The following is an 18,405-nucleotide window of genomic DNA, read 5'->3' as shown; positions in this document are numbered from 1 at the left end:
AGCCCTCGCTCACTCCAGCGTCAGCCCGGTGACTTGCCAGACACTGCGAAAGCGTACCTGCTCATTGAGCAATTCCGGATGAGCATCGAAGGGATACAGCACGAACAAGGGCCCGAGATCACGCACCGGCATACGCTCGCCATCGCGTCGCGTGGCCAGCAGGACATCGAAGTCCTCGATGTCGCTGAGGGGGATCTCGGCCACGAAGTCATTCAGTGCCCGCACCTTGAGTCCGCTGGCATCTTCAGACACCCGCGCCACCAGCTCGCGCAGCAGCGGGCCAGAGAAACTGACACGCCCCTGGGTCCAGGGAGTATGGGTGGCCACCACGCGCGACGGCATGGCTTCGAGCATCGCCAGATCGAAACGCGCCAGCGGTGCCTGCCGGGAACCGGCATTGCCACAGCTGACGGCGCCCTCGACTGTCAATACCACCGGCCCGCTGGGCGCGGGCAGGCAGTCATTGGCCGCCAGCACGTGGCGCTCGCCTGTCGCCAGCGGCGCCTCGGCGGCCAGGGCCGCAGGGCTTGAGAGGCTCGCGGCCAGACCTGCTGTCAGACTTGCGGCCAGAGCGACCTTGCGCCAGACAGAGCTGCGCGAGCCGGGCCCGCGGTTGACGGGTCTGGACAACGGACTCACTAGGCGCATCGCCGATGGATCATTCATGCCGGTTTCCCATGCTATTGTGCGAACGCCATGTGCATTCAAGGGCCCAACTTTACGCTAGCTCGCGCATGCTTTGCGAGCCTGCGAACCTCGCCCCACGACGAGATGTCACACTCAACGCACGGAGCCACTCACGAGCGCAAGCCCACGCCTGCACCCATGGCTGGCGTTCGTCGCCTGTTACGCTATCGCTTGATAAGCGCCAGCTGATAAGCGCCAGCTGATAAGAGCCAGCTGATAAGAGCCAGCTGGCCAGAGTCAGCTGACCGCCATCCCTCTCCACCTGCCATCGAGCCTGCTTCATGTCTGCCACTTCGTCCGCCTCGCTGCCTGCCAACGGCTCTCCCACACCGACTGCTGCCCTGCCCCGCGTGCTGGCAGGCCCGATATTGCGTCGTGTCACCGCCGAGGGCGTGATGCTGTGGCTGGTGACCTCTCGCCCACAGCAGGCGCGGGTGTGGCTGCTGCCGGAACAGGACGCGACGCCTCTCACCCGAGGTGAGGATGGCCTGCCGAGGACACCTGGCTGTCGGCTGACGGAGCATCTGGCGATGCCACTGGGGGAGCACGCCTGGCTGCTGTTGATCGAAGCGCACCCCGACACGCCCTTGCCTGCCGACTGCGCCATCGCCTACGAGCTGGGCCTGGCGGAGCCGTCAGCGTCATCGACAGACACGCCCGAATGGCAGGGCATCGCCGACTGGGCGCCACAGATCCGCTATCCCGGAGAAAGCCTGCCGCGTTTTCGTCTGCCGTCACGCCTGACGCGTGTCGCACATGGCAGCTGCCGCAAGCCGCATCACGGATTGAGTGACGACGAGCAACAGGCGCAGCAGAGTGCGGAAGACGCTGCGACGACAGACCGCCTTGAGACGCCACCGCCCAAGGGCCCGGGTGGCGATGGACTGGTGGCGCTGGATCGCTGGTTGAGCGAGCGTCGCCAGAGCGTCACCGAGTGGCCGGAGGTGATGCTGTTCACCGGCGATCAGATCTACGCTGACGATGTCGCGGGGCCGATGCTGGGCGCGATCGATCAGCTGATCGCGGGGCTGGGGCTACCGGAGGAGACATTGATGGAGGCCGAGGTCTCCGACACTCGCGAGCTGCGCCAGCACCCCTCGCACCTCTACCATCGCCCGCAGCTGCTACCGGACATGGCGGCCAACGAAGGCGTGGCCGCCAGCTTCTTCGGTGCCAAGCGCAAGCCCATCTTCACCTCCACCGGTGCCGACAACCATCTGATCGGCCTGTCGGAAGTCATCGCCATGTACCTGCTGGTGTGGTCTGACGTGCCGTGGGAGGCGCTGGGCATCACGCTGGAAGATCCCTTGTCGCTCGAGGGCCATGACGACGCCACCCGCGAGCGCCATGCCACCGAGGCCCGCCATCTGCGGCGCTTCTGTGGCGGACTCGGTCAGGTACGTCGCCTGCTGGCCAATGTCCCCAGCCTGATGATCTTCGATGACCACGATGTCACCGATGACTGGAACCTCAGCGCTGCCTGGGAGGAAGCCGCCTATGGCCACCCCTTCTCGCGCCGCATCATCGGCAATGCGCTGACTGGCTATCTGCTGTGTCAGGCCGCCGGCAACGGGCCGGAGCCACTGGCGGAGCTGCTGGAGGAGGCCCGGGCGCTGTTCACTCATGCCCTGACTGGCACTGACAAGGCGCTTACCGACAAGATCTCCGCCGACACGGCGCAATCTGATCACACTGCCAAGGCCGCAGACGGCCATTTCGATGTCGAGCGTCAGGAGGCGCTGATCGCCCGCCTGCATCGCTGTGAAAGCTGGGATTATCAGCTCGACACCACGCCGCCGCTGATCGTGGCCGATACGCGTACCCGCCGCTGGCGCAGCGAGCGCAAGCTCTCGCATCCTTCGGGGCTGATGGACTGGGAGGCACTGAGTGAACTCCAGCAACGCCTGGTCGACCATCCAGCCGTGGTGCTGGTGTCCCCGGCACCGATGTTCGGCGTCAAGCTGATCGAGAGCATCCAGAAACTGTTCACGCTGGCCGGCAAGCCGTTGATGGTCGATGCCGAGAACTGGATGGCGCATCGCGGCGCGGCCAGCGTGATGCTCAACATCTTCCGCCACTCGCGCACGCCGCAGAACTTCGTGATCCTGTCCGGCGATGTGCACTACTCCTTCGCCTACGACGTGCGCCTCAAGCATCGCCGTTCGAGCCCGAACATCTGGCAGATCACCAGCAGCGGCATCCGCAATCGCTTCCCGGTCGGCCTGCTGGATGTGCTCGACCGTCTCAATCGCTGGCTGTATGCCCCGCGCTCGCCGCTCAATCTGCTGACGCGCCGGCGCAACATGCGTGTCACGCCGCGCCGTCACGATGCGGCCAGTCAGGGCGAACGCCTGCTGAATGCCTGCGGCATCGGGCTGATCGATCTGGACAGCGAAGGCCGCCCCGCTGCCATTCGCCAGCTGACCACCGACGGCCAGGAGGTGCACTTTGTGCCCCGTCGCTGATGCCCACTGCCCGCCGCTGGCGCTGATCCATCATCCCGGCTATCGGATCGCGCTGCCCGAGAAGCATCCCTTCCCGATGGACAAGTTCAGCGTGCTCAAGCGTCTGCTCGACCGCCAGCTGGCCGACTGCGCCTCGGCCGTCGACTGGGTGACGCCTCAATCCGCCGAGGAAGACGACCTGCTCAGCGTGCATACCCGCCGCTATGTACATGAATTTCTCACTGGCACCCTGAGCGTGCAGGCTCAGCGGCGCAGCGGTTTCGTGTGGAGCGAGGCACTGCGCGAGCGCAGCGTGCTGGCCGTGGGCGGCACCATGACCACCGTGCGCGAAGCGCTCAAACGCGGGCTGGCCTGCAATACCGCGGGCGGCACCCATCACGCCCACCCGGAGGCCGCCAGCGGCTATTGCCTGCTCAATGACATCGGCGTGGCGGCGCATCAGGCGCTGGCGGACGGCGTGAAGCGCGTGCTGATCGTCGATCTCGATGTGCATCAGGGCGACGGTACGGCGTTGATCTTCGCCGACGAGCCGCGGGTCTTCACGCTGTCACTGCATGCCGAGAGCAACTTCCCGGCACGCAAGCAGCAAAGCGATCTGGATGTGCCCTTGCCCAGGGGCATGGGCGATACGGACTACCTGGCGGTGCTGGAGCGTACGCTTGAGGAGGTGCTGGCGCGGGTACGCCCGGAGCTGGTGATCTTCGATGCCGGTGTCGACCCGCATGTCGCGGACAGGCTCGGCCATCTCGAATTGAGCGACAGCGGCCTCTACCGGCGCGAGCGGCATGTCATCCAGCGCTGTCGCGCGGCGGGCGCCGCCGTGGCCTGCGTGATCGGCGGCGGCTATGACCGCGATATCGAGGCGCTGGCATGGCGTCACAGCCAACTGCATCGCGCCGCGCTGGATATCTGGCGCGAAGCCCATGGACAACCTGTCCTGTTCGGGCCTCCCGCCTGAGCAACGGAGCCCACGCTCCGGAGTGACAACGAAAACGCCCGCCATCGTTGATGGCGGGCGTTTTCATGCTGCTGTCCAGCGCCAGCGACATGCGATGTCGGCGGACCAGCAGCCGCTACATGACAGGACTCACTTGAAGCGCGTCACTTCCACCTCATCGCCGACCTTCACGCTTGCGCTGCGTGAAGGGTCAACCGCGACCAGGTTGTAGCCGAAGTGCACCTGGCCATCCGCGAAGCGGCGCACCCGTGCCAGCGTCTTGAGCGGCTCACCGTCGTCACGCTTGTCGCCCGTCGCCGGGTCGACGTTGACCATCGCACAGCGGGTGCAGGAGGACACCAGCGTGAAGCGTGTCTCGCCGATGCGCACTTCCTGCCAGCCATCCTCGGCCCATGCCTCGGCGCCGCTGATCACCAGGTTGGGCCGGAACTGATCCATGCCATGGTCCGCACTCGGGGTCTGGGCGTTGAGCGCCGCCAACGAAGCCTGATTGGCCAGCAGCAGCGGGAAGCCATCGGCGGCGCTGACGCGCTGCGCGATGATCTCGCGATAGCGCTCCGAGCGCTCACCCAGCCAGCAGAGCCTGACCGGCATGCCGATCTGCTCGCTCAGCCAGGCATCAGCCTCAAAGCTCACGCTCAAGGCAGTGAACCGATCGGCCCATACCTGGATGTCGAGACGCTCGGCCTGGTCATCGGTAGCAAAGCTGACGCTGCCGCATTCGGGGCGGTCCAGATGCCACAGTCGCCACTGGCCGCTGGCGTCTTCGCGCAAGGCCAGGCGCTGCATCTCGGGATGCGTGCGCGCGGTGACGAACTTGCCACGCGCCGCGACCACCACGAAGCGGCGGTCCTGCGCGAGCCCTTCCTCGCCGAGCGTCACTGTCTCCAGCGCTTCAGCGGCGCCGGACTTGAGGGGATAGCGCCACAGGTGGGTCAACTGCATGAGAGGTTTCCTTGCCAGAGTCCATCAATTCGAGAAATCAGTGAACGGCGCGAGCGGTGTCAGCTCGCGGACGAAGCAGAGCCATTCGGCTGGGCCGCATTCGGCTGGGCCGCAATCGGCTGGGCCGCAATCGGCTGGGCCGCATTCACCACGGGGATGTCGTCATCCATGGCGTCAAGACTGATCACGTCGGGACCCGAGAGCGCCACGCTGGAGATCAGCGCCTTGACGCCCAGCCCGACCTTGAGGCCCAGCTCCTGACAGACCAGACGATCGACTCGCGCCCTCACCCGCTGGCCGGCAATGCCCAGCACCAGCTCGGCGCTGGCGTGACCACGCTCGCTCTCGATCTCGTGGATCACGGCCGGCAAGGCATTGCGCAGGCTGGTGTGGGACGGCGTCTCCAGCGCGATGCTGATGTCACGCGCCCGCAGACGCAGTCGCACACGACGCCCCACCGGCATCGCCAGCCGCGCCAGCTTGAGGCTCAACCCGGCGCCCAGCCCCAGACGCGTCAGCTGCCAGTCATCATCGTGCGACAGCACCTCGGCGGTCAGCAGCGAGCCCGCTTCGAAGCGACCGGTCTGCGGTGCCAGGTCCAGCCGTGACAGCATGTCACCGATCTCGCCGCTGGCCGTGATGCGGCCGTTGTCCACCAGCGCCAGGCGGTCGGCGACCGCGAACAGCTCGCGGGTGTCATGACTGACGAACAGGATCGGGATCTCGATCTCGCGCGCCAGCCGCGTGATGTAGTGCAGCAGCTCCTGCTTGCGGGCGCCGTCGAGTCCGGTCAGCGGCTCATCCAGCAACAGCATGCGCGGGTGTGACAACAGGGCGCGGCCGATCGCGACACGCCGCGCCTCGCCACCGGACAGCTGGCCGGGCATGCGCGACAGCAGGTCCTCGATGCCCAGCAGCGTCACCATCTCATGCAGACGTGACTGGTTCCGTTGGCGCTGGGCGGGTGTCAGGGCGCGCGGCATGCCGTAGCGGAGGTTGCCGCGCACGCTGTAATGCGGAAACAGGCGCGGTTCCTGGAAGACGACCCCGAGCCTGCGGCGATGCGCCGGCACGAAGATATCGTTCTCGCCGCCCGTCAGGCACTCGCCGTCCAGGCGCAGATGGCCATGGTCGGGACGTTCGAGGCCTGCGATCAGGCGCAGGATGGTGGTCTTGCCGCTGCCGGAACGCCCGAAGAGCGCCGTGACGCCGCGCGCCGGCACCTTGAGCGTGGCATCCAGCGTGAAGGCGCCCTGCTGACGATGGAGGTGGAAATCAAGCATCACGCCCCTCCATGCGCAGTCGCGCGCGACGTGCCAACCATTCGGAGGCCAGCAGCGACAGCATCGCGATGACGACGGCGATGGCGCACAGCCTGGCCGCGGCGCCTTCCTGGCCCGGGGTCTGGATCAGGGTATAGAGCGCCAGCGGCAGCGTGCGGGTCTCGCCGGGAATATTGGCGGCGAAGGTGATGGTGGCACCGAATTCCGACAGCGCACGCGCGAAGGCCAGCATGCCACCGGTGAGAATGCCCGGCAGCGCCAGCGGCATGGTCACCGTGAACAGCACACGCAGCGGGTTGGCACCCAGGGTGCGGGCCGCGGCCTCCAGCCCCGGGTCGATGGCCTCCAGCGACAGGCGCATCGCGCGCACCATCAGCGGAAAGGCCATCACCGCTGCCGCCAGCGCCGCGCCCTGCCAGGTGAAGGGCAGCACGATATCGACCTTGGCCAGCCACTGGCCGATGGCACCATTGCGCCCGAAGGTGACCAGCAGCAGATAACCGACCACCACGGGCGGCAGTACCAGCGGTAGATGCAGCAGACCATCGACCAGTGCCTTGCCACGAAACTCACGTCGCGCCAGCCACCAGGCCGCCGCAAAGCCGGGAATCAGGCTCAGACCGACCGCGACGCAAGCCACCTTGAGGCTCAGGCTCAGGGCTTCCCATTCCAGCGCACTCAGCATGGATCTTCCTCAGACGAAGACAGGTTCTCGCACATGACGTGACGCCAAGAGCCGGCAGACAGCCCTGCCCTCCTTGCTCACGCCGATGTGACAGCAGGCTTCCAGTGTAGCGGCCTCACCTTGCCGATGACATGCCGGCGTATGACGCAAGGCACCTCGACGCTGGTCCAGCGGCTAGTCGGCCTCAGGCTGCGCAGCAGGCTCCTGCTGGGCGAGCGTGCTGAAGCCGAAGCGATGGAAGATGGCGCCGGCCTCGTTGCTGGAGAGCCAGGCCGAGAAGGCCTCGGCCTGTGACGACGGCGCATCACCGCCACGACTGATCAAGGCGGCGGGATAGCGGATGGGGTCATGGCTGCTGTCGGGCAGCAGGCCGATCTGATGCACCCGATGACTGATGGCGGCGTCGGTGGCATAGACGATCCCCAGCGGGGCCTCGCCATGCTCGACCAGCGCCAGCGCGGCGCGCACGTCCTCGGCGCTGGCCAGGCGCGAGCGCAGCGTCTGCCATTGTCCCAGCGCTTGAAGCGACTGACGCGCATAGATGCCCGCGGGCACGTGGTCGGGGTCGCCGACGGCCAGGCGAGTGTTGCTGCCGGTGGCGGCGAGGCGCTCGGTTACATCAGTGACATCCTCGGCATTGCTGACACTGGCATCCAGCTGGCTGGGGCCAGGCGCGACCAGCGCGAGACGGTTGCCCAGCAGGTCGTGACGGCCGGTGACGACGATACCGGCCTGCTGCTCCAGCCAGTCCATCCAGCGCTCATTGGCCGACAGGTACAGCTGCGCTGGAGCCCCATTGGCCAGCTGACGCGCCAGGGTCGAGGACGAGGCGTAGACCGGCTGGATATCCACGTCGGCGAGACGCTCGTAGCGCGCCTCGATGGCATCCAGCGCATCATGCAGCGAGGCGGCGGCCATGACACGGATCTGGGGGCGTTCGGCTGCCTGAGCGGGCGCGGCCAGCAATGCCAGCATCAACGGGGCCGCCAGCCTGGCGCCCCTCCACAGCGCTGATGAAGGAGATAGCGCTGACGAAGGAGTGGGCACTGATGACGCAAGCCGTAGCGGAGAGGCAAGCAAGGCGGCCCGGGCGCGCAAGCGGGTAGCGAATGACATCTACAGGGTCCTTGAACAGTGACACGCAGCGACGAGGCCTGCTGCGCATTGATCTCGCCATGATGCCGCGCTCGCTCGCCATGTGCATCTCATGTGGGCGCAATTGCCGCGCAGGGCGCGGAAACCGTCAACCCTGTTTGTCGAACGCCAGCGACAGCCGCCAGATGGCGGGTATTTCGCAGCATCCGGCTACAGGCAAACGCGAATCACTCACATGTATGCCATTCTCTCGGCCAGATCGGCTACAATGCTGGCCAAAATGGCAGGGAGACGCTGGCCCCACACCCCAGCAACGACGCGATTCCTGCTTTCATGCTTTCTTTCACGCCATTTGCCGCTTCAACGGCAGACAACAGCGGCGGGTGCCACCAAGTCATGCCTCCAGTACTTGACGAATTTCAGGGCCTCAGTGCCTTCGATGCCATCATGCGCTACGGCAATCTGGGCGCAGGAGCCGAGCATCTCGGTATCTCCAAGTCCACGCTCAGCCGCCGGATCAGTCATCTCGAACATCAACTCGGCCAGCCACTGCTGCATCGTCAGGCCAACCGCCTGATTCCCACCGAGGCCGGCACGCTGTTCTATCAGTACTGCCAGCAGATGCTGTCGCTGGGCGAGCGCTCGCAGATCGCGCTGGATGAACTGCGCGAGGAGATCAGCGGTGATATCACCGTCAGCGCGCATCCGCACTTCCTGCGTGGCTGGTTCAATCATGTGCTGACCGACTTCATCGAAGAGTATCCGGGCATCCGCCTGACCCTGACCGCCAACCACCTGCCGCCGTCGCGTGATGACGACCAGGTGATGCTGTGGCTGTGGGAAGGGCCGGCCAAGGACACCGGGCTGCGCGAGGAGATCCTGGGTCAGCAGCAGCAACATCTCTATGCCCACCCCAGCTATCTGCGCCAGCATGGCCATCCGCAGCATCCCAGCGAGCTGACCTCCCATGACTGGGTCAACCTGATCGACCGCCATCACCCCAATCTGGTGCTCAACCACCCCGAGGAAGGCGAGTATCGCCTGAGCCTGCCACCGTCACGCTTCACGGTCGACAACGTGGTGGTGCACGCCGACCACATCGCGCATGGCGCCGGTATCGGCCTGCTACCGGACTATCACGTGCGCACTCGGGCGAAGGCGCACCCGGGACAGTTCGAGGCCTGCCTGCCCGAGTGGAAGGGGCCGTCGATTCCGGTCAGCCTGCACTATCCCTTCGGGCACCCGCCGCGCAAGCTCGGTGCCCTGCTCGACCATATCCGCCGTCGTGTGCCGACGGACTGGACCCGCTGACCTGTCGGCCTGACAACTCTGCAGGCCGTTCAGCGGTTGCTTCACGTTTTTCAGCTCCACGATTTCACAGCTTCACGGCAGCACTGACTGCCCGTCAGGATTGCTGGCCGAACAGATGACGGCGCGCCTCCTCATCCATCGCCACATTGGCGGCCGGATTGATGTCATCGATACGCGCCATTGCCCGCTTGACGCCATCACGCTCGGCGATGCGGGCACGATAGGCGGCGACCGTCGGGAAGCGCGTCAGATCGATCTCCTGCTTCTCGGCCTTCAGCCACGGCCAGATGGCCATGTCGGCGATGCTCATCTCGTCCCCCGCCACGAAGTCACGCCCCGCAAGCTGGCGCTCAAGCACGCCGTAGAGGCGCTCGCCTTCCCTGTGATAGCGCTCGATGGCGTACTTCACCGGCTCTGGCGCGTAGTGCTTGAAGTGATGCACCTGGCCCAGCATCGGCCCCAGGCCGCCCATCTGCCAATGCAACCACTGCAGCACGTCATTGCGCGCGCGCGTCTCGCGCGGCAGAAACTTGCCAGTCTTGTCGGCCAGATACTCCAGAATCGCACCGGACTCGAACACCGAGATCGGCTTACCGCCATCGGCTGGTGCATGATCGACGATCGCCGGCATGCGATTGTTGGGCGAGATGGCCAGAAACTCCGGCGCGAACTGCTCACCCTTGCTGATGTTCACCGGAATGAGGCGATACTCGAGTCCGGCTTCCTCCAGAAAGATCGTGATCTTGTGGCCGTTGGGCGTGGTCCAGTAATACAGATCGATCATCATGAGCTCCTTGTCTGGAACGAGACGACATGGCCCGAACGCCCTTCAGCGTTCGGGCCATGAGAAAGGTCATCTGCGATGCGAGATTACTGCGCAATCTCGCTGGCACGTGGCGCCTTGCGCGCCATGCCGTCGTAGAGATCCATCATGCGCTCGCGCCACTGCACCAGCGGATCACTGGGGTCTTCCGTCTCGCCGAAGGGCGAGGTGTCAGAGACGATATGGGCCCAGATGAAGAAACCGAAGATCAGGTAATCCGCCGCCGCCGGAGCATCACCATCCATGAAGGGCTGATTGGCGAGCAGGCCACGCAGCGGCTTGAAGGCGCTGTCGAGAATGCCGCGCGCGATCTCGACGTTATGGAACTCCTCGAAAGACATGCCGAAGCGGGCTTCACGCGCGCTCTGGAAGTACTCGCGGTCATCCGGGTGAATGGCCTGCACCAGATCCAGCGCCACCAGGCGGAAGAAACCGACGGCCATGACCTGCTCGGCATAGACCTTGACGAAATTCAGACGCGCCTGCGCCTGGGCATCACCGATCAGCGGGCCATTGCCGGCGTTCGGATAATGCGCGTCCAGATGCTTGAAGATGTCATAACTGTCCATCGCCACGCCGTGCGCATCCTTGAGTACCGGCACCGTGGTGGAATCACAGAAGTCGATCGGGCTCTTGTCGGTGAACAGCATCGGCACGAGTTCTGCCTCGATACCCTTGTGGGCGAGTGCCAGACGCGCGCGCCAGCAGAACGGCGAGAAACGCAGGCGGTCATCACGGCCACGCAATTCATAGAGGACTGGGGTCATGCGGGTTTCCTTTGTTGTGATTGAGGCCTGACGTCATTGAGGCCTGGTGTCAGTGAGGCTTGATGTGAACGGCATGACTTCGCTGTGCGCTCCTGCCCCTGGCAATGTTTTGGACGTTGTGCCGCGCAAATGCAAGCAAAATGAGCATTCGTTCAATATCGCACCGAGCGCCACTCAAGTCGCGAAGGCTCGCTCACCCTTGCAGTGACGCGAGGTTGGACCCATTGATGAGGGTTGCGTGACCAGGGCCGGTCATTGACCAAAGGATATTGATGACACCCGGCCTCGACAGCGCGAATAATGGGGCCTGTCAGTTTCGCGCCAGCCACTCCCTGCCCTGATCCCCTCTTTCATTTTTCCAAGGAGTCTCGATGTCCGTCGAAGACCTGCACCTGAACCTGCGCAACCTGCAGGAGTCAGATTACCCCCAGCTCAAGCGCCTGATGGACGGCATCTACGACGACATCGGTGGCGCCTGGCCTGAGCACACCATCAACCGCCTGATCGCCGAATTCCCCGATGGCCAGATCGTGATCGAGGATGGCGAGAGGCTGGTGGGTGTCGCCCTGACGGCGCTGGTGGATTACGACGCCTTCTCCAACCCGCACAAGTACGACGACCTGATCGGCCAGCGCGAGATCATCCTCAACAAGGAGGATGGTGATGCGCTTTACGGTCTGGATGTGCTGATCGACGTCGACTACCGCGGCTATCGCCTCGGTCGCCGCCTGTACGAGGCGCGCAAGGACCTGTGCCGCTCGATGAATCTGCGCTCGATTCTGGCCGGCGGGCGCATTCCCCAGTACCACGAATACGCCGCCGAGCTCTCGCCCTCCGAGTACATCGACAAGGTGGAGCGTCGCGAGATCCATGATCCCATCCTGTCGTTCCAGCTGGCCAACGGCTTCCTGGTCAAGCGCCTGCTGCGCCAGTACCTGCCGGAAGACGAGGATTCCCAGGGCTACGCCACGCTGCTGGAGTGGAGCAACATCCTGTTCGAGCCCGCCGAGCGCGTGCTGGAAAGCCGCAAGACGATGATTCGCGTCGGCGCCGTACAGTGGCAGATGCGCAAGTTCGACAGTGTCGAATCCGTGCTGCAGCAGGTCGAGTACTACGTCGACGCCCTGTCGGATTACCAGAGTGACTTCGCCGTCTTTCCGGAGCTGTTCAACACGCCGTTGATCGGCCTTTTGGAAGACCAGAGCGATCCGGTACGCTGCATTCGCTACCTCGCCGGCTTCACCGAGCGCTTCAAGCAGGAAATCTCGCGCATGGCGGTGGCCTACAACATCAACATCGTGGCCGGCTCCATGGTCGAGATCGGTGACGACAACGAGCTCTACAACGTCACCTACCTGTGTCACCGCGATGGCGAGATCGACCGTCAGGCCAAGCTGCACATCACGCCGCAGGAGCGCCGCGACTGGATCATCAAGGGCGGTGACGAGCTGGCCGTGTTCGAGACCGACGCCGGACGCATCGGCATGCTGATCTGCTACGACGTTGAGTTCCCGGAACTGTCGCGCCTGCTGGCCGATCAGGACATGGACATCCTGATGGTGCCGTTCTGGACCGACACCAAGAACAGCTACCTGCGCGTGCGCAACTGCGCCCAGGCGCGTGCCATCGAGAACGAATGCTACGTGGTGGTCTGCGGCAGCGTCGGCAACCTGCCGTCCATCGAGAGCCTCGACATCCAGTACGCCCAGTCAGCGGTGTTCTCGCCGTCGGACTTCTCCTTCCCGCATGACGCGGTGATGGCCGAGACCACGCCGAACACCGAGATGATCATGTTCTCGGATCTCGACCTGGAGCGTCTCAAGGTGGTGCGCAGCGAAGGCTCGGTGACCAACCTGAAGGATCGCCGCAAGGACCTCTTCGAGCTGCGTCTGCGTGACTGGTCGTGGAAGTCCGGCAGCCGTCAGGACTGAAGCGATGTCACACTGGTGGCAACGGCTGTGGCAGCGCTCCAGTCGTCATGGCCGTGATACATCAGCCCCCGACGCCTGCATTGCCTCGGCCGCTTCCCACGCTGGCGAGACAGCGCAGGATGACGCGTGGCAGGCAGTCCGCGAGCGCTTGCCGATCCTCGATGGACTCGACGCCGAGGCACTGGCGCGTCTTGAACGGCGCGCCCGCCATCAGCTGAGCGACTGGAAGCTGACCAGCGCCGAGCCGCTCTCACAGCTCGAGGCGCTGGCGCTGTCTGCCCAGGCGATGCTGCTGCTCAACGGCTGGACGCATACCGAGCGCTGGCAGGACGCCGGCGCTCGCGTGCACGAGATCATGCTGCCGCTGCAGGCCGTGCGGTGCGAGGTGGAAGAGATGGATGACGCCGGTGTGGTGCATGTCTTCGAAGACACCCGCGCCGGCGAGACCTGGTATCAGGGGCCGGTGGTGGTCACCCAGCAAGACCTGGCCGCCAGCGGTGACTGGAGCGGCTTCAACGTGGTGATCCATGAATTCGCCCACAAGCTCGACATGGCCAATGCCACCGATGCCGATGGCTTTCCGCCCCTGCCGCGTCATATCAGTGCGGCGGAGTGGCACGCCACCTTCACTGCCGTGTGGGATGACCTGAACGCGCGCCTGTCACGTGGTGAGCCGACGCCCATCGATGACTACGCCGCCAGCCACCCCGCCGAGTGTTTCGCCGTCTGCTGCGAGTATTTCTTTACTGCTCCGGATGAGCTCAACGCGGCCTATCCGGCGCTGTATGCCCTGCTGGAACGCTTCTTCCAGCAGTCGCCATTGGCACGTTGCCCACCGCCTTCCGACTGACTACGCCAGACAGACGAGGCACCAGGCAGTCAAGGCGCCAGCCAGCCGAGGAAAGAGCGAGAGAAGAGATAGCAGCCGCTTACCGCGCCGGGCCTCACCTCAAGCTAACGGTATACTATTCAAGGCGCGTCAGCAGACACGCAGACTCGATCAGCAGTGGCGTAAAACGTCGCCTGCATCGCTCACTGTGGCTCCGCCAACAGATAATCCCAGACACGCTGTGCGGTGGGCCGCATCGGGCGCTGATTGGAGCGCACCAGCCAGAAGTTCTGCTCGGCGGGGATCGTCAGCGCGAAGACCTGTTCCAGCCCGCCATTGCCGGATGCCAGCCATTGCCGGAAATGGCCTTCATGCACCAGTGCCACCCCCATGCCGAGACGCGCCATTTCCAGCGTCATCACCTGGGTGTCACAGCTGATGGTAGAGGTCGTCTTCTCCAGCCCCAATTGATCTGCCGCCACCAGCCAACGCCGCCAGCCCACCGCGAAGCCTGCGGCATGCAGCAGCGTCATGCCGGCCAGGTCCGCCGCCGAAGTCAGCTGCGCGCTCAGCGCCGGACTCGCCACGACGGCCATTCTCTCCTGCCCTGCCCCCACCTGGATCGCCTCCACCTGCGGCCAGTCGCCCAGGCCATAGCGCAGCTCGATATCCACCTGTTCGCCATCGAAATCGCTCTGCCAGAAGGCACTGACCAGACGCAACGCGATCTCGGGCTGGTCACGGTGGAAGTTCGCCAGCCGCGGCAACAGCCAGGCCTGCTGGCTCATCGGGGTCGCCCGCAGGCTGACCGGCGCGGCGCGCGAGGGGCCGAAGACTTCCAGCGTGCCCTCCTGCAGACGCTGGAAGCCATCCTGCAGCGCAGGCAACCAGGCCTGACCGGCCGGCGTCAGATTGAGGCTGCGGGCGTGACGCACGAACAATGGCTGACCAAGGCGGTCCTCCAGCTGGCGAATCCGCTGGCTAATGGCCGACTGGGTGACGCTCAGCTCATCGGCGGCACGCGTGAAGCTCATCAGGCGCGCAGCGGCTTCGAACGCCTGCAACCAGGCCAGCGGCGGCAGGGGGCGCGGCAAGGCATTCGGCGTCGTGGGGGAAGGTTCGTGCATGGCTATCTCGCATCAGAGCATGAAGGTCAATCGGCACACATTAGCTCAGCTAAGTCATGGCCGTCATATTTCGCGTTGGCCAGCCGTGATGACGAGGGGGACAATGGTCTCATTCTCGGGTCACGGCTCAGCGACACGGCTCAGGCATACGACTCAGCCACGCGACACGCGACGGCTCACCTGCTACTGCTCACACGACATAGGACGGCGCCCATGGAGACTCTCATCGCATCTGCCCCTGACACCCAAGACACTGAAGCGCCACAGGCACGCCATCAGTGGGACATGAAGGAATACCTGCCCCATCACGAGGGCGCGCCACTGGTGAAGGCAGACCACGACGAGACCCTGGCGTCACTGGCCTGGGCCAGCGGTGAGCAGACCCGACTGCCGCTGATCTGGCTGCGCGACCACTGCGTCTGCGATCTCTGCCGTCACCCGCAGACCTTCGAGCGCACCTTCATGCTGATGGATGATGCGGCCCTGACGGTGCACCAGATGCATGTCGAGCAAGGCAATCTCGTCGTCGTCTGGCAAGACGGCCACACCAGCCGCTTCGATGCCGGCTGGTTGCTGCAACGTCGCCCGAGTGATGCACCGCCCGCCACGCCAGTTCCCGCAAGCCAGGCCTGGCAGCAGGACCACAAGCCCCACATCACCGCCTTTGCCGACTACATGGCCGGTGGGCAGGCGCGCCTGGGCTGGCTGGAAGCGCTGTGCCGCGATGGCTTCGCGATTCTGGATGCCGGCCCGACGGCAGGCGGCGAGATCGACCAGGTGGCCGCGACCATCGGCCCGATCCGCGCGACCAACTTCGGTGGCCGTTTCGAGGTCTTCTCCAAGCAGGCGCCCAACAACGCCGCCTACACGCCGATCGCGCTGGAGCTGCACACCGACCTGCCCAACTGGCGTCAGCCGCCGGACATCCAGATGCTCTACTGCCTGGCCAACGAGGCCGAAGGCGGAGACTCCATCTTCGGAGATGGCATGGCGGTCGCCGAGGCCCTGCGTGAGCGGGACCCGCAGGCCTTCAGGCTGCTGGCCGAGACCCCGGTGGACTTCCGCTTTGCCGACGAAAATACGGACCTGGTAGTGCGCGAGCCGGTGATCCATCTGGATGCCAACGACAAGGTCATCGAGGTGCGCTTCAACAACTGGATCCGCGACAGCCTGCGCCTGCCGTTGGAACAGATGCAGGCTTGGTACAGCGCCTATCGTCAGTATTGGAGCATCCTGCGCGAACCGGCCTTCCGCCTGCATCTCAAGCTGGAAGCCGGCCAGATGGTGGCCTTCGACAACCGCCGCGTGATGCACGGTCGCAAGTCCTTCGACCCGACGACCGGTCGCCGCCACCTGCAGGGCTGCTATGTGGACTACGACATGGTGGAATCCGCGCTGCGCGTCACGGCGCGCCAGCTGGCCAGTGCCGACCTCCCCGAATCGTGAGCACGACAGCCCGCATGCTGTCGAGTGCCTGAAATAGCGTTGAACCGCAGGCAAAGGTTGCGGCGGTTCCTCCAGGGCATACCACGCAAGGCAGTGGCATCCTGAGAGTCTGGTAACTCAGGTATCGCCCCATGAATCCCATGACACTCTGCTTTGCGGATGACACCCTGGAACGACGTTATCGTCGTCGACAGATCGAGACCTCACACAAGCTCAGCCGGATCACCATCCCGCTGAGCTGTCTGCTGTTCGCCTCCTATGCACTGATCGAGATCAGCATGGACGAGCACTACGAGGCCTTCCTGCTGCTGCGCGCCAGTATTCTGGTCAGCGTGTTGGGCCTGTTCCTGCTGTCACGCCTCCCGCGCTTCAGACATCACGTCAACGGCTTCCTGTCCCTGGCCTCGCTGGCGGCAGCATTGGGGACGCTGGCGATGTTCCACGTGGGGCACGAACACGCCGCAGGGCATCATGATGACGAACACGGTGTCTTCCCGGTCTATTTCGTCACCCTGATGCTGGTGGTCTTCTGGACCTATACCCTGCTGGGGCTGCAGTTCATCTATGCCATGGCTTGCGGACTGCTGATATGGATGGGCTGCACTGCCAGCTGCGCGGTGATGCACCATGGCTCCGATGTACTGGTGGAAGCCAACGAGGCGTTCTTCATGATGGCCGCCAATCTGCTGGCGGGCATGAGCGCCTACTCGCGCGAGCGCCAGAGCCGGCAACTCTTCCTGCATGAATGTCATATCACCGGCGAGCGGGACGATTTGCGCGACCATGCGATGTGCGACTCACTCACCGGGCTGCTCAACCGGCGCGCCCTGCTGACACGCCTCGACCAGATACTCGACATTCAGACCCCCGGCACGGTGCAGGCCGCACTGTTCATCGACCTCGATGGCTTCAAGCCCGTCAATGACCGCCACGGCCATGCCATCGGCGATGAGGTGCTGCGCATCACCGGCGAGCGCCTGGGCAACACCCTGCGCGGCAACGATATCGTCGGTCGCCTGGGCGGCGATGAATTTCTGGTGCTGATCAGCCGTGAGGGCAACGGCCGCAAGGGCCCGGAGCAGCTGGCGGAACGTCTGATCGACGCCATCAGCCGTCCCATCACGCTGGAAGTGGATGGCGAGCCGCTGATCATCGCCGTCAGCGCCAGCATCGGCATCAGCCTGTTCCCCTTCTCGGGCGCCACGCCGGAAACGGTCATCGCACGCGCCGACAGCGCCATGTACGAGGCCAAGCAACGCGGACGTGGCGTCGTCGTCACCGGCAATCCGCTGCGTCTGGTACTGTGAGGCTCGACGCCTAAAGCATCTCACCGCGCCACCCTCCCTCTTGAGACAGCGGCAGACGCCCCAATGAGACAAGGATGACGTTTCATCCTTCTTCTCATGACCCGCATCACGCCAGGACACCCCACGACTCATCAATGGGGCGTACTGGCGCATGGAGCCTGCCAATGACACGCTTGCCGCATCTAGCCTTCTCTCTCGGCTGCCTCGGCCTTCTCGGCGGCTGCGCCGGAGTTCCCTCCGGCACCCAGCCCGTCGAGGGCTTCGAGCTCGAACGTTACTACGGTGAATGGCACGAGATCGCCCGCCTCCCCAACAGCTTCGAGGAGGGCCTCAGCTGTGTCAGCGCCGATTACTCGCCCCGCGAGGACGGCGGCGTGCGCGTCATCAATCGCGGCTACAACGCCGAGCAAGGGGAATGGAGTCAGGCCGAAGGTCGCGCCTACTTCACCCGGGGCAGCGAGACGGCGGCCCTCAAGGTCAGCTTCTTCGGCCCCTTCTATGGCGGCTACAACGTGCTGGCGCTGGATGAGGACTATCAGTGGTCGCTGGTGGCCGGTGCCGATCGCGACTACCTGTGGATACTGGCGCGTGAGCCACAGCTGGATGACGTCACCTATCAGGCGCTGGTCGATCAGGCCGCCGAGCTGGGCTTCGCCACCGACGCGCTGATCAAGGTCGAGCAGGGCGATGCCTGCCCTTCTCCTGACAACACCGATAGCTGACACCGAACGCTGACATCAAAAGCC

16 protein-coding genes are annotated in these 18,405 nt (G+C 64.7%); 8 read left to right on the top strand and 8 right to left on the bottom strand.

The features are described 5' to 3' along the window. Window positions 1-9 precede the first annotated feature (9 nt). Entirely contained in the window at window positions 10-666 is a 657-nt protein-coding gene (locus QQF40_RS13660) for a putative pterin-binding protein (RefSeq protein WP_285461655.1), read from the bottom strand. Between the two features lie 302 nt (window positions 667-968). Between QQF40_RS13660 and QQF40_RS13655 the strand changes: the two genes are divergently transcribed. Further along, window positions 969-3,152, top strand: coding sequence for a metallophosphoesterase family protein (locus tag QQF40_RS13655; protein ID WP_285461654.1), 2,184 nt, complete (start codon window positions 969-971; stop codon window positions 3,150-3,152). Beyond that, on the top strand, window positions 3,136-4,110 hold the full coding sequence (locus QQF40_RS13650) for a histone deacetylase family protein (RefSeq protein WP_285461653.1): 975 nt from the start codon (window positions 3,136-3,138) through the stop codon (window positions 4,108-4,110). The genes QQF40_RS13655 and QQF40_RS13650 overlap by 17 nt, the downstream gene beginning before the upstream one ends. Window positions 4,111-4,239: 129 nt before the next feature. On the opposite strand, the gene QQF40_RS13645 is transcribed toward QQF40_RS13650, so the two are convergent. From QQF40_RS13645 to modA, 4 genes are all read right to left on the bottom strand, one after another. Further along, on the bottom strand, window positions 4,240-5,055 hold the full coding sequence (locus tag QQF40_RS13645) for an MOSC domain-containing protein (RefSeq protein ID WP_175089239.1): 816 nt from the start codon (window positions 5,053-5,055) through the stop codon (window positions 4,240-4,242). Between the two features lie 59 nt (window positions 5,056-5,114). Further along, window positions 5,115-6,338 (bottom strand): molybdenum ABC transporter ATP-binding protein, encoded by a 1,224-nt coding sequence (gene modC, locus QQF40_RS13640; RefSeq protein WP_285461652.1) that lies wholly within the window; start codon window positions 6,336-6,338, stop codon window positions 5,115-5,117. Further along, window positions 6,331-7,023, bottom strand: a complete 693-nt coding sequence (gene modB, locus QQF40_RS13635; RefSeq protein ID WP_043334370.1) for a molybdate ABC transporter permease subunit — start codon at window positions 7,021-7,023, stop codon at window positions 6,331-6,333. Before modB ends, modC begins: the two co-directional genes overlap by 8 nt. A gap of 174 nt (window positions 7,024-7,197) precedes the next feature. Continuing rightward, entirely contained in the window at window positions 7,198-7,998 is an 801-nt protein-coding gene (gene modA / locus QQF40_RS13630) for a molybdate ABC transporter substrate-binding protein (RefSeq protein ID WP_285461651.1), read from the bottom strand. A gap of 516 nt (window positions 7,999-8,514) precedes the next feature. Between modA and QQF40_RS13625 the strand changes: the two genes are divergently transcribed. Further along, a complete protein-coding gene (locus tag QQF40_RS13625; RefSeq protein ID WP_285461650.1) occupies window positions 8,515-9,429 on the top strand; it encodes a LysR family transcriptional regulator in 915 nt (304 codons plus the stop codon). A 94-nt stretch (window positions 9,430-9,523) separates the two neighbouring features. On the opposite strand, the gene QQF40_RS13620 is transcribed toward QQF40_RS13625, so the two are convergent. Both QQF40_RS13620 and QQF40_RS13615 read right to left on the bottom strand, forming a co-directional pair. Further along, the gene (locus tag QQF40_RS13620) at window positions 9,524-10,213 is read right to left on the bottom strand and encodes a glutathione S-transferase N-terminal domain-containing protein (protein ID WP_285461688.1); all 690 of its coding nucleotides are present in this window, start codon (window positions 10,211-10,213) and stop codon (window positions 9,524-9,526) included. A gap of 86 nt (window positions 10,214-10,299) precedes the next feature. Further along, window positions 10,300-11,019 carry a glutathione S-transferase N-terminal domain-containing protein gene (locus tag QQF40_RS13615; protein ID WP_166020010.1) on the bottom strand — a complete coding sequence of 240 codons (720 nt, stop codon included), beginning with the start codon at window positions 11,017-11,019 and terminating at the stop codon, window positions 10,300-10,302. Window positions 11,020-11,390: 371 nt separating this feature from the next. Here QQF40_RS13615 and QQF40_RS13610 point away from each other — a divergent pair, with 371 nt between their 5' ends. Together QQF40_RS13610 and QQF40_RS13605 are read left to right on the top strand one after the other, a co-directional pair. Beyond that, on the top strand, window positions 11,391-12,950 hold the full coding sequence (locus tag QQF40_RS13610; protein WP_043334381.1) for a carbon-nitrogen hydrolase family protein: 1,560 nt from the start codon (window positions 11,391-11,393) through the stop codon (window positions 12,948-12,950). A gap of 4 nt (window positions 12,951-12,954) precedes the next feature. Continuing rightward, complete coding sequence (locus QQF40_RS13605; RefSeq protein WP_285461649.1) at window positions 12,955-13,800, top strand: M90 family metallopeptidase; 846 nt, start codon at window positions 12,955-12,957, stop codon at window positions 13,798-13,800. A gap of 182 nt (window positions 13,801-13,982) precedes the next feature. On the opposite strand, the gene QQF40_RS13600 is transcribed toward QQF40_RS13605, so the two are convergent. Continuing rightward, complete coding sequence (locus tag QQF40_RS13600) at window positions 13,983-14,906, bottom strand: LysR family transcriptional regulator (protein ID WP_285461648.1); 924 nt, start codon at window positions 14,904-14,906, stop codon at window positions 13,983-13,985. Between the two features lie 213 nt (window positions 14,907-15,119). On the opposite strand from QQF40_RS13600, the gene QQF40_RS13595 reads away from it, so the two are divergent. The 3 genes from QQF40_RS13595 to QQF40_RS13585 all read left to right on the top strand — a co-directional run bounded on the left by QQF40_RS13595 (window position 15,120) and on the right by QQF40_RS13585 (window position 18,381). Then, the gene (locus QQF40_RS13595; protein ID WP_285461647.1) at window positions 15,120-16,352 is read left to right on the top strand and encodes a TauD/TfdA family dioxygenase; all 1,233 of its coding nucleotides are present in this window, start codon (window positions 15,120-15,122) and stop codon (window positions 16,350-16,352) included. Window positions 16,353-16,483: 131 nt separating this feature from the next. Next, a complete protein-coding gene (locus QQF40_RS13590) occupies window positions 16,484-17,659 on the top strand; it encodes a GGDEF domain-containing protein (RefSeq protein WP_285461646.1) in 1,176 nt (391 codons plus the stop codon). 164 nt (window positions 17,660-17,823) lie between these two features. Beyond that, window positions 17,824-18,381 (top strand): lipocalin family protein, encoded by a 558-nt coding sequence (locus QQF40_RS13585; RefSeq protein WP_175089232.1) that lies wholly within the window; start codon window positions 17,824-17,826, stop codon window positions 18,379-18,381. The last annotated feature ends 24 nt before the right edge of the window (window positions 18,382-18,405 follow it).

The organism is Cobetia sp. LC6 (assembly GCF_030264805.1).
In the GTDB taxonomy this organism is placed as follows: Bacteria; Pseudomonadota; Gammaproteobacteria; order Pseudomonadales; family Halomonadaceae; genus Cobetia.
Note: the sequence above shows the minus strand (reverse complement) of the source record. Positions and strands in the feature narration are given on the sequence as shown.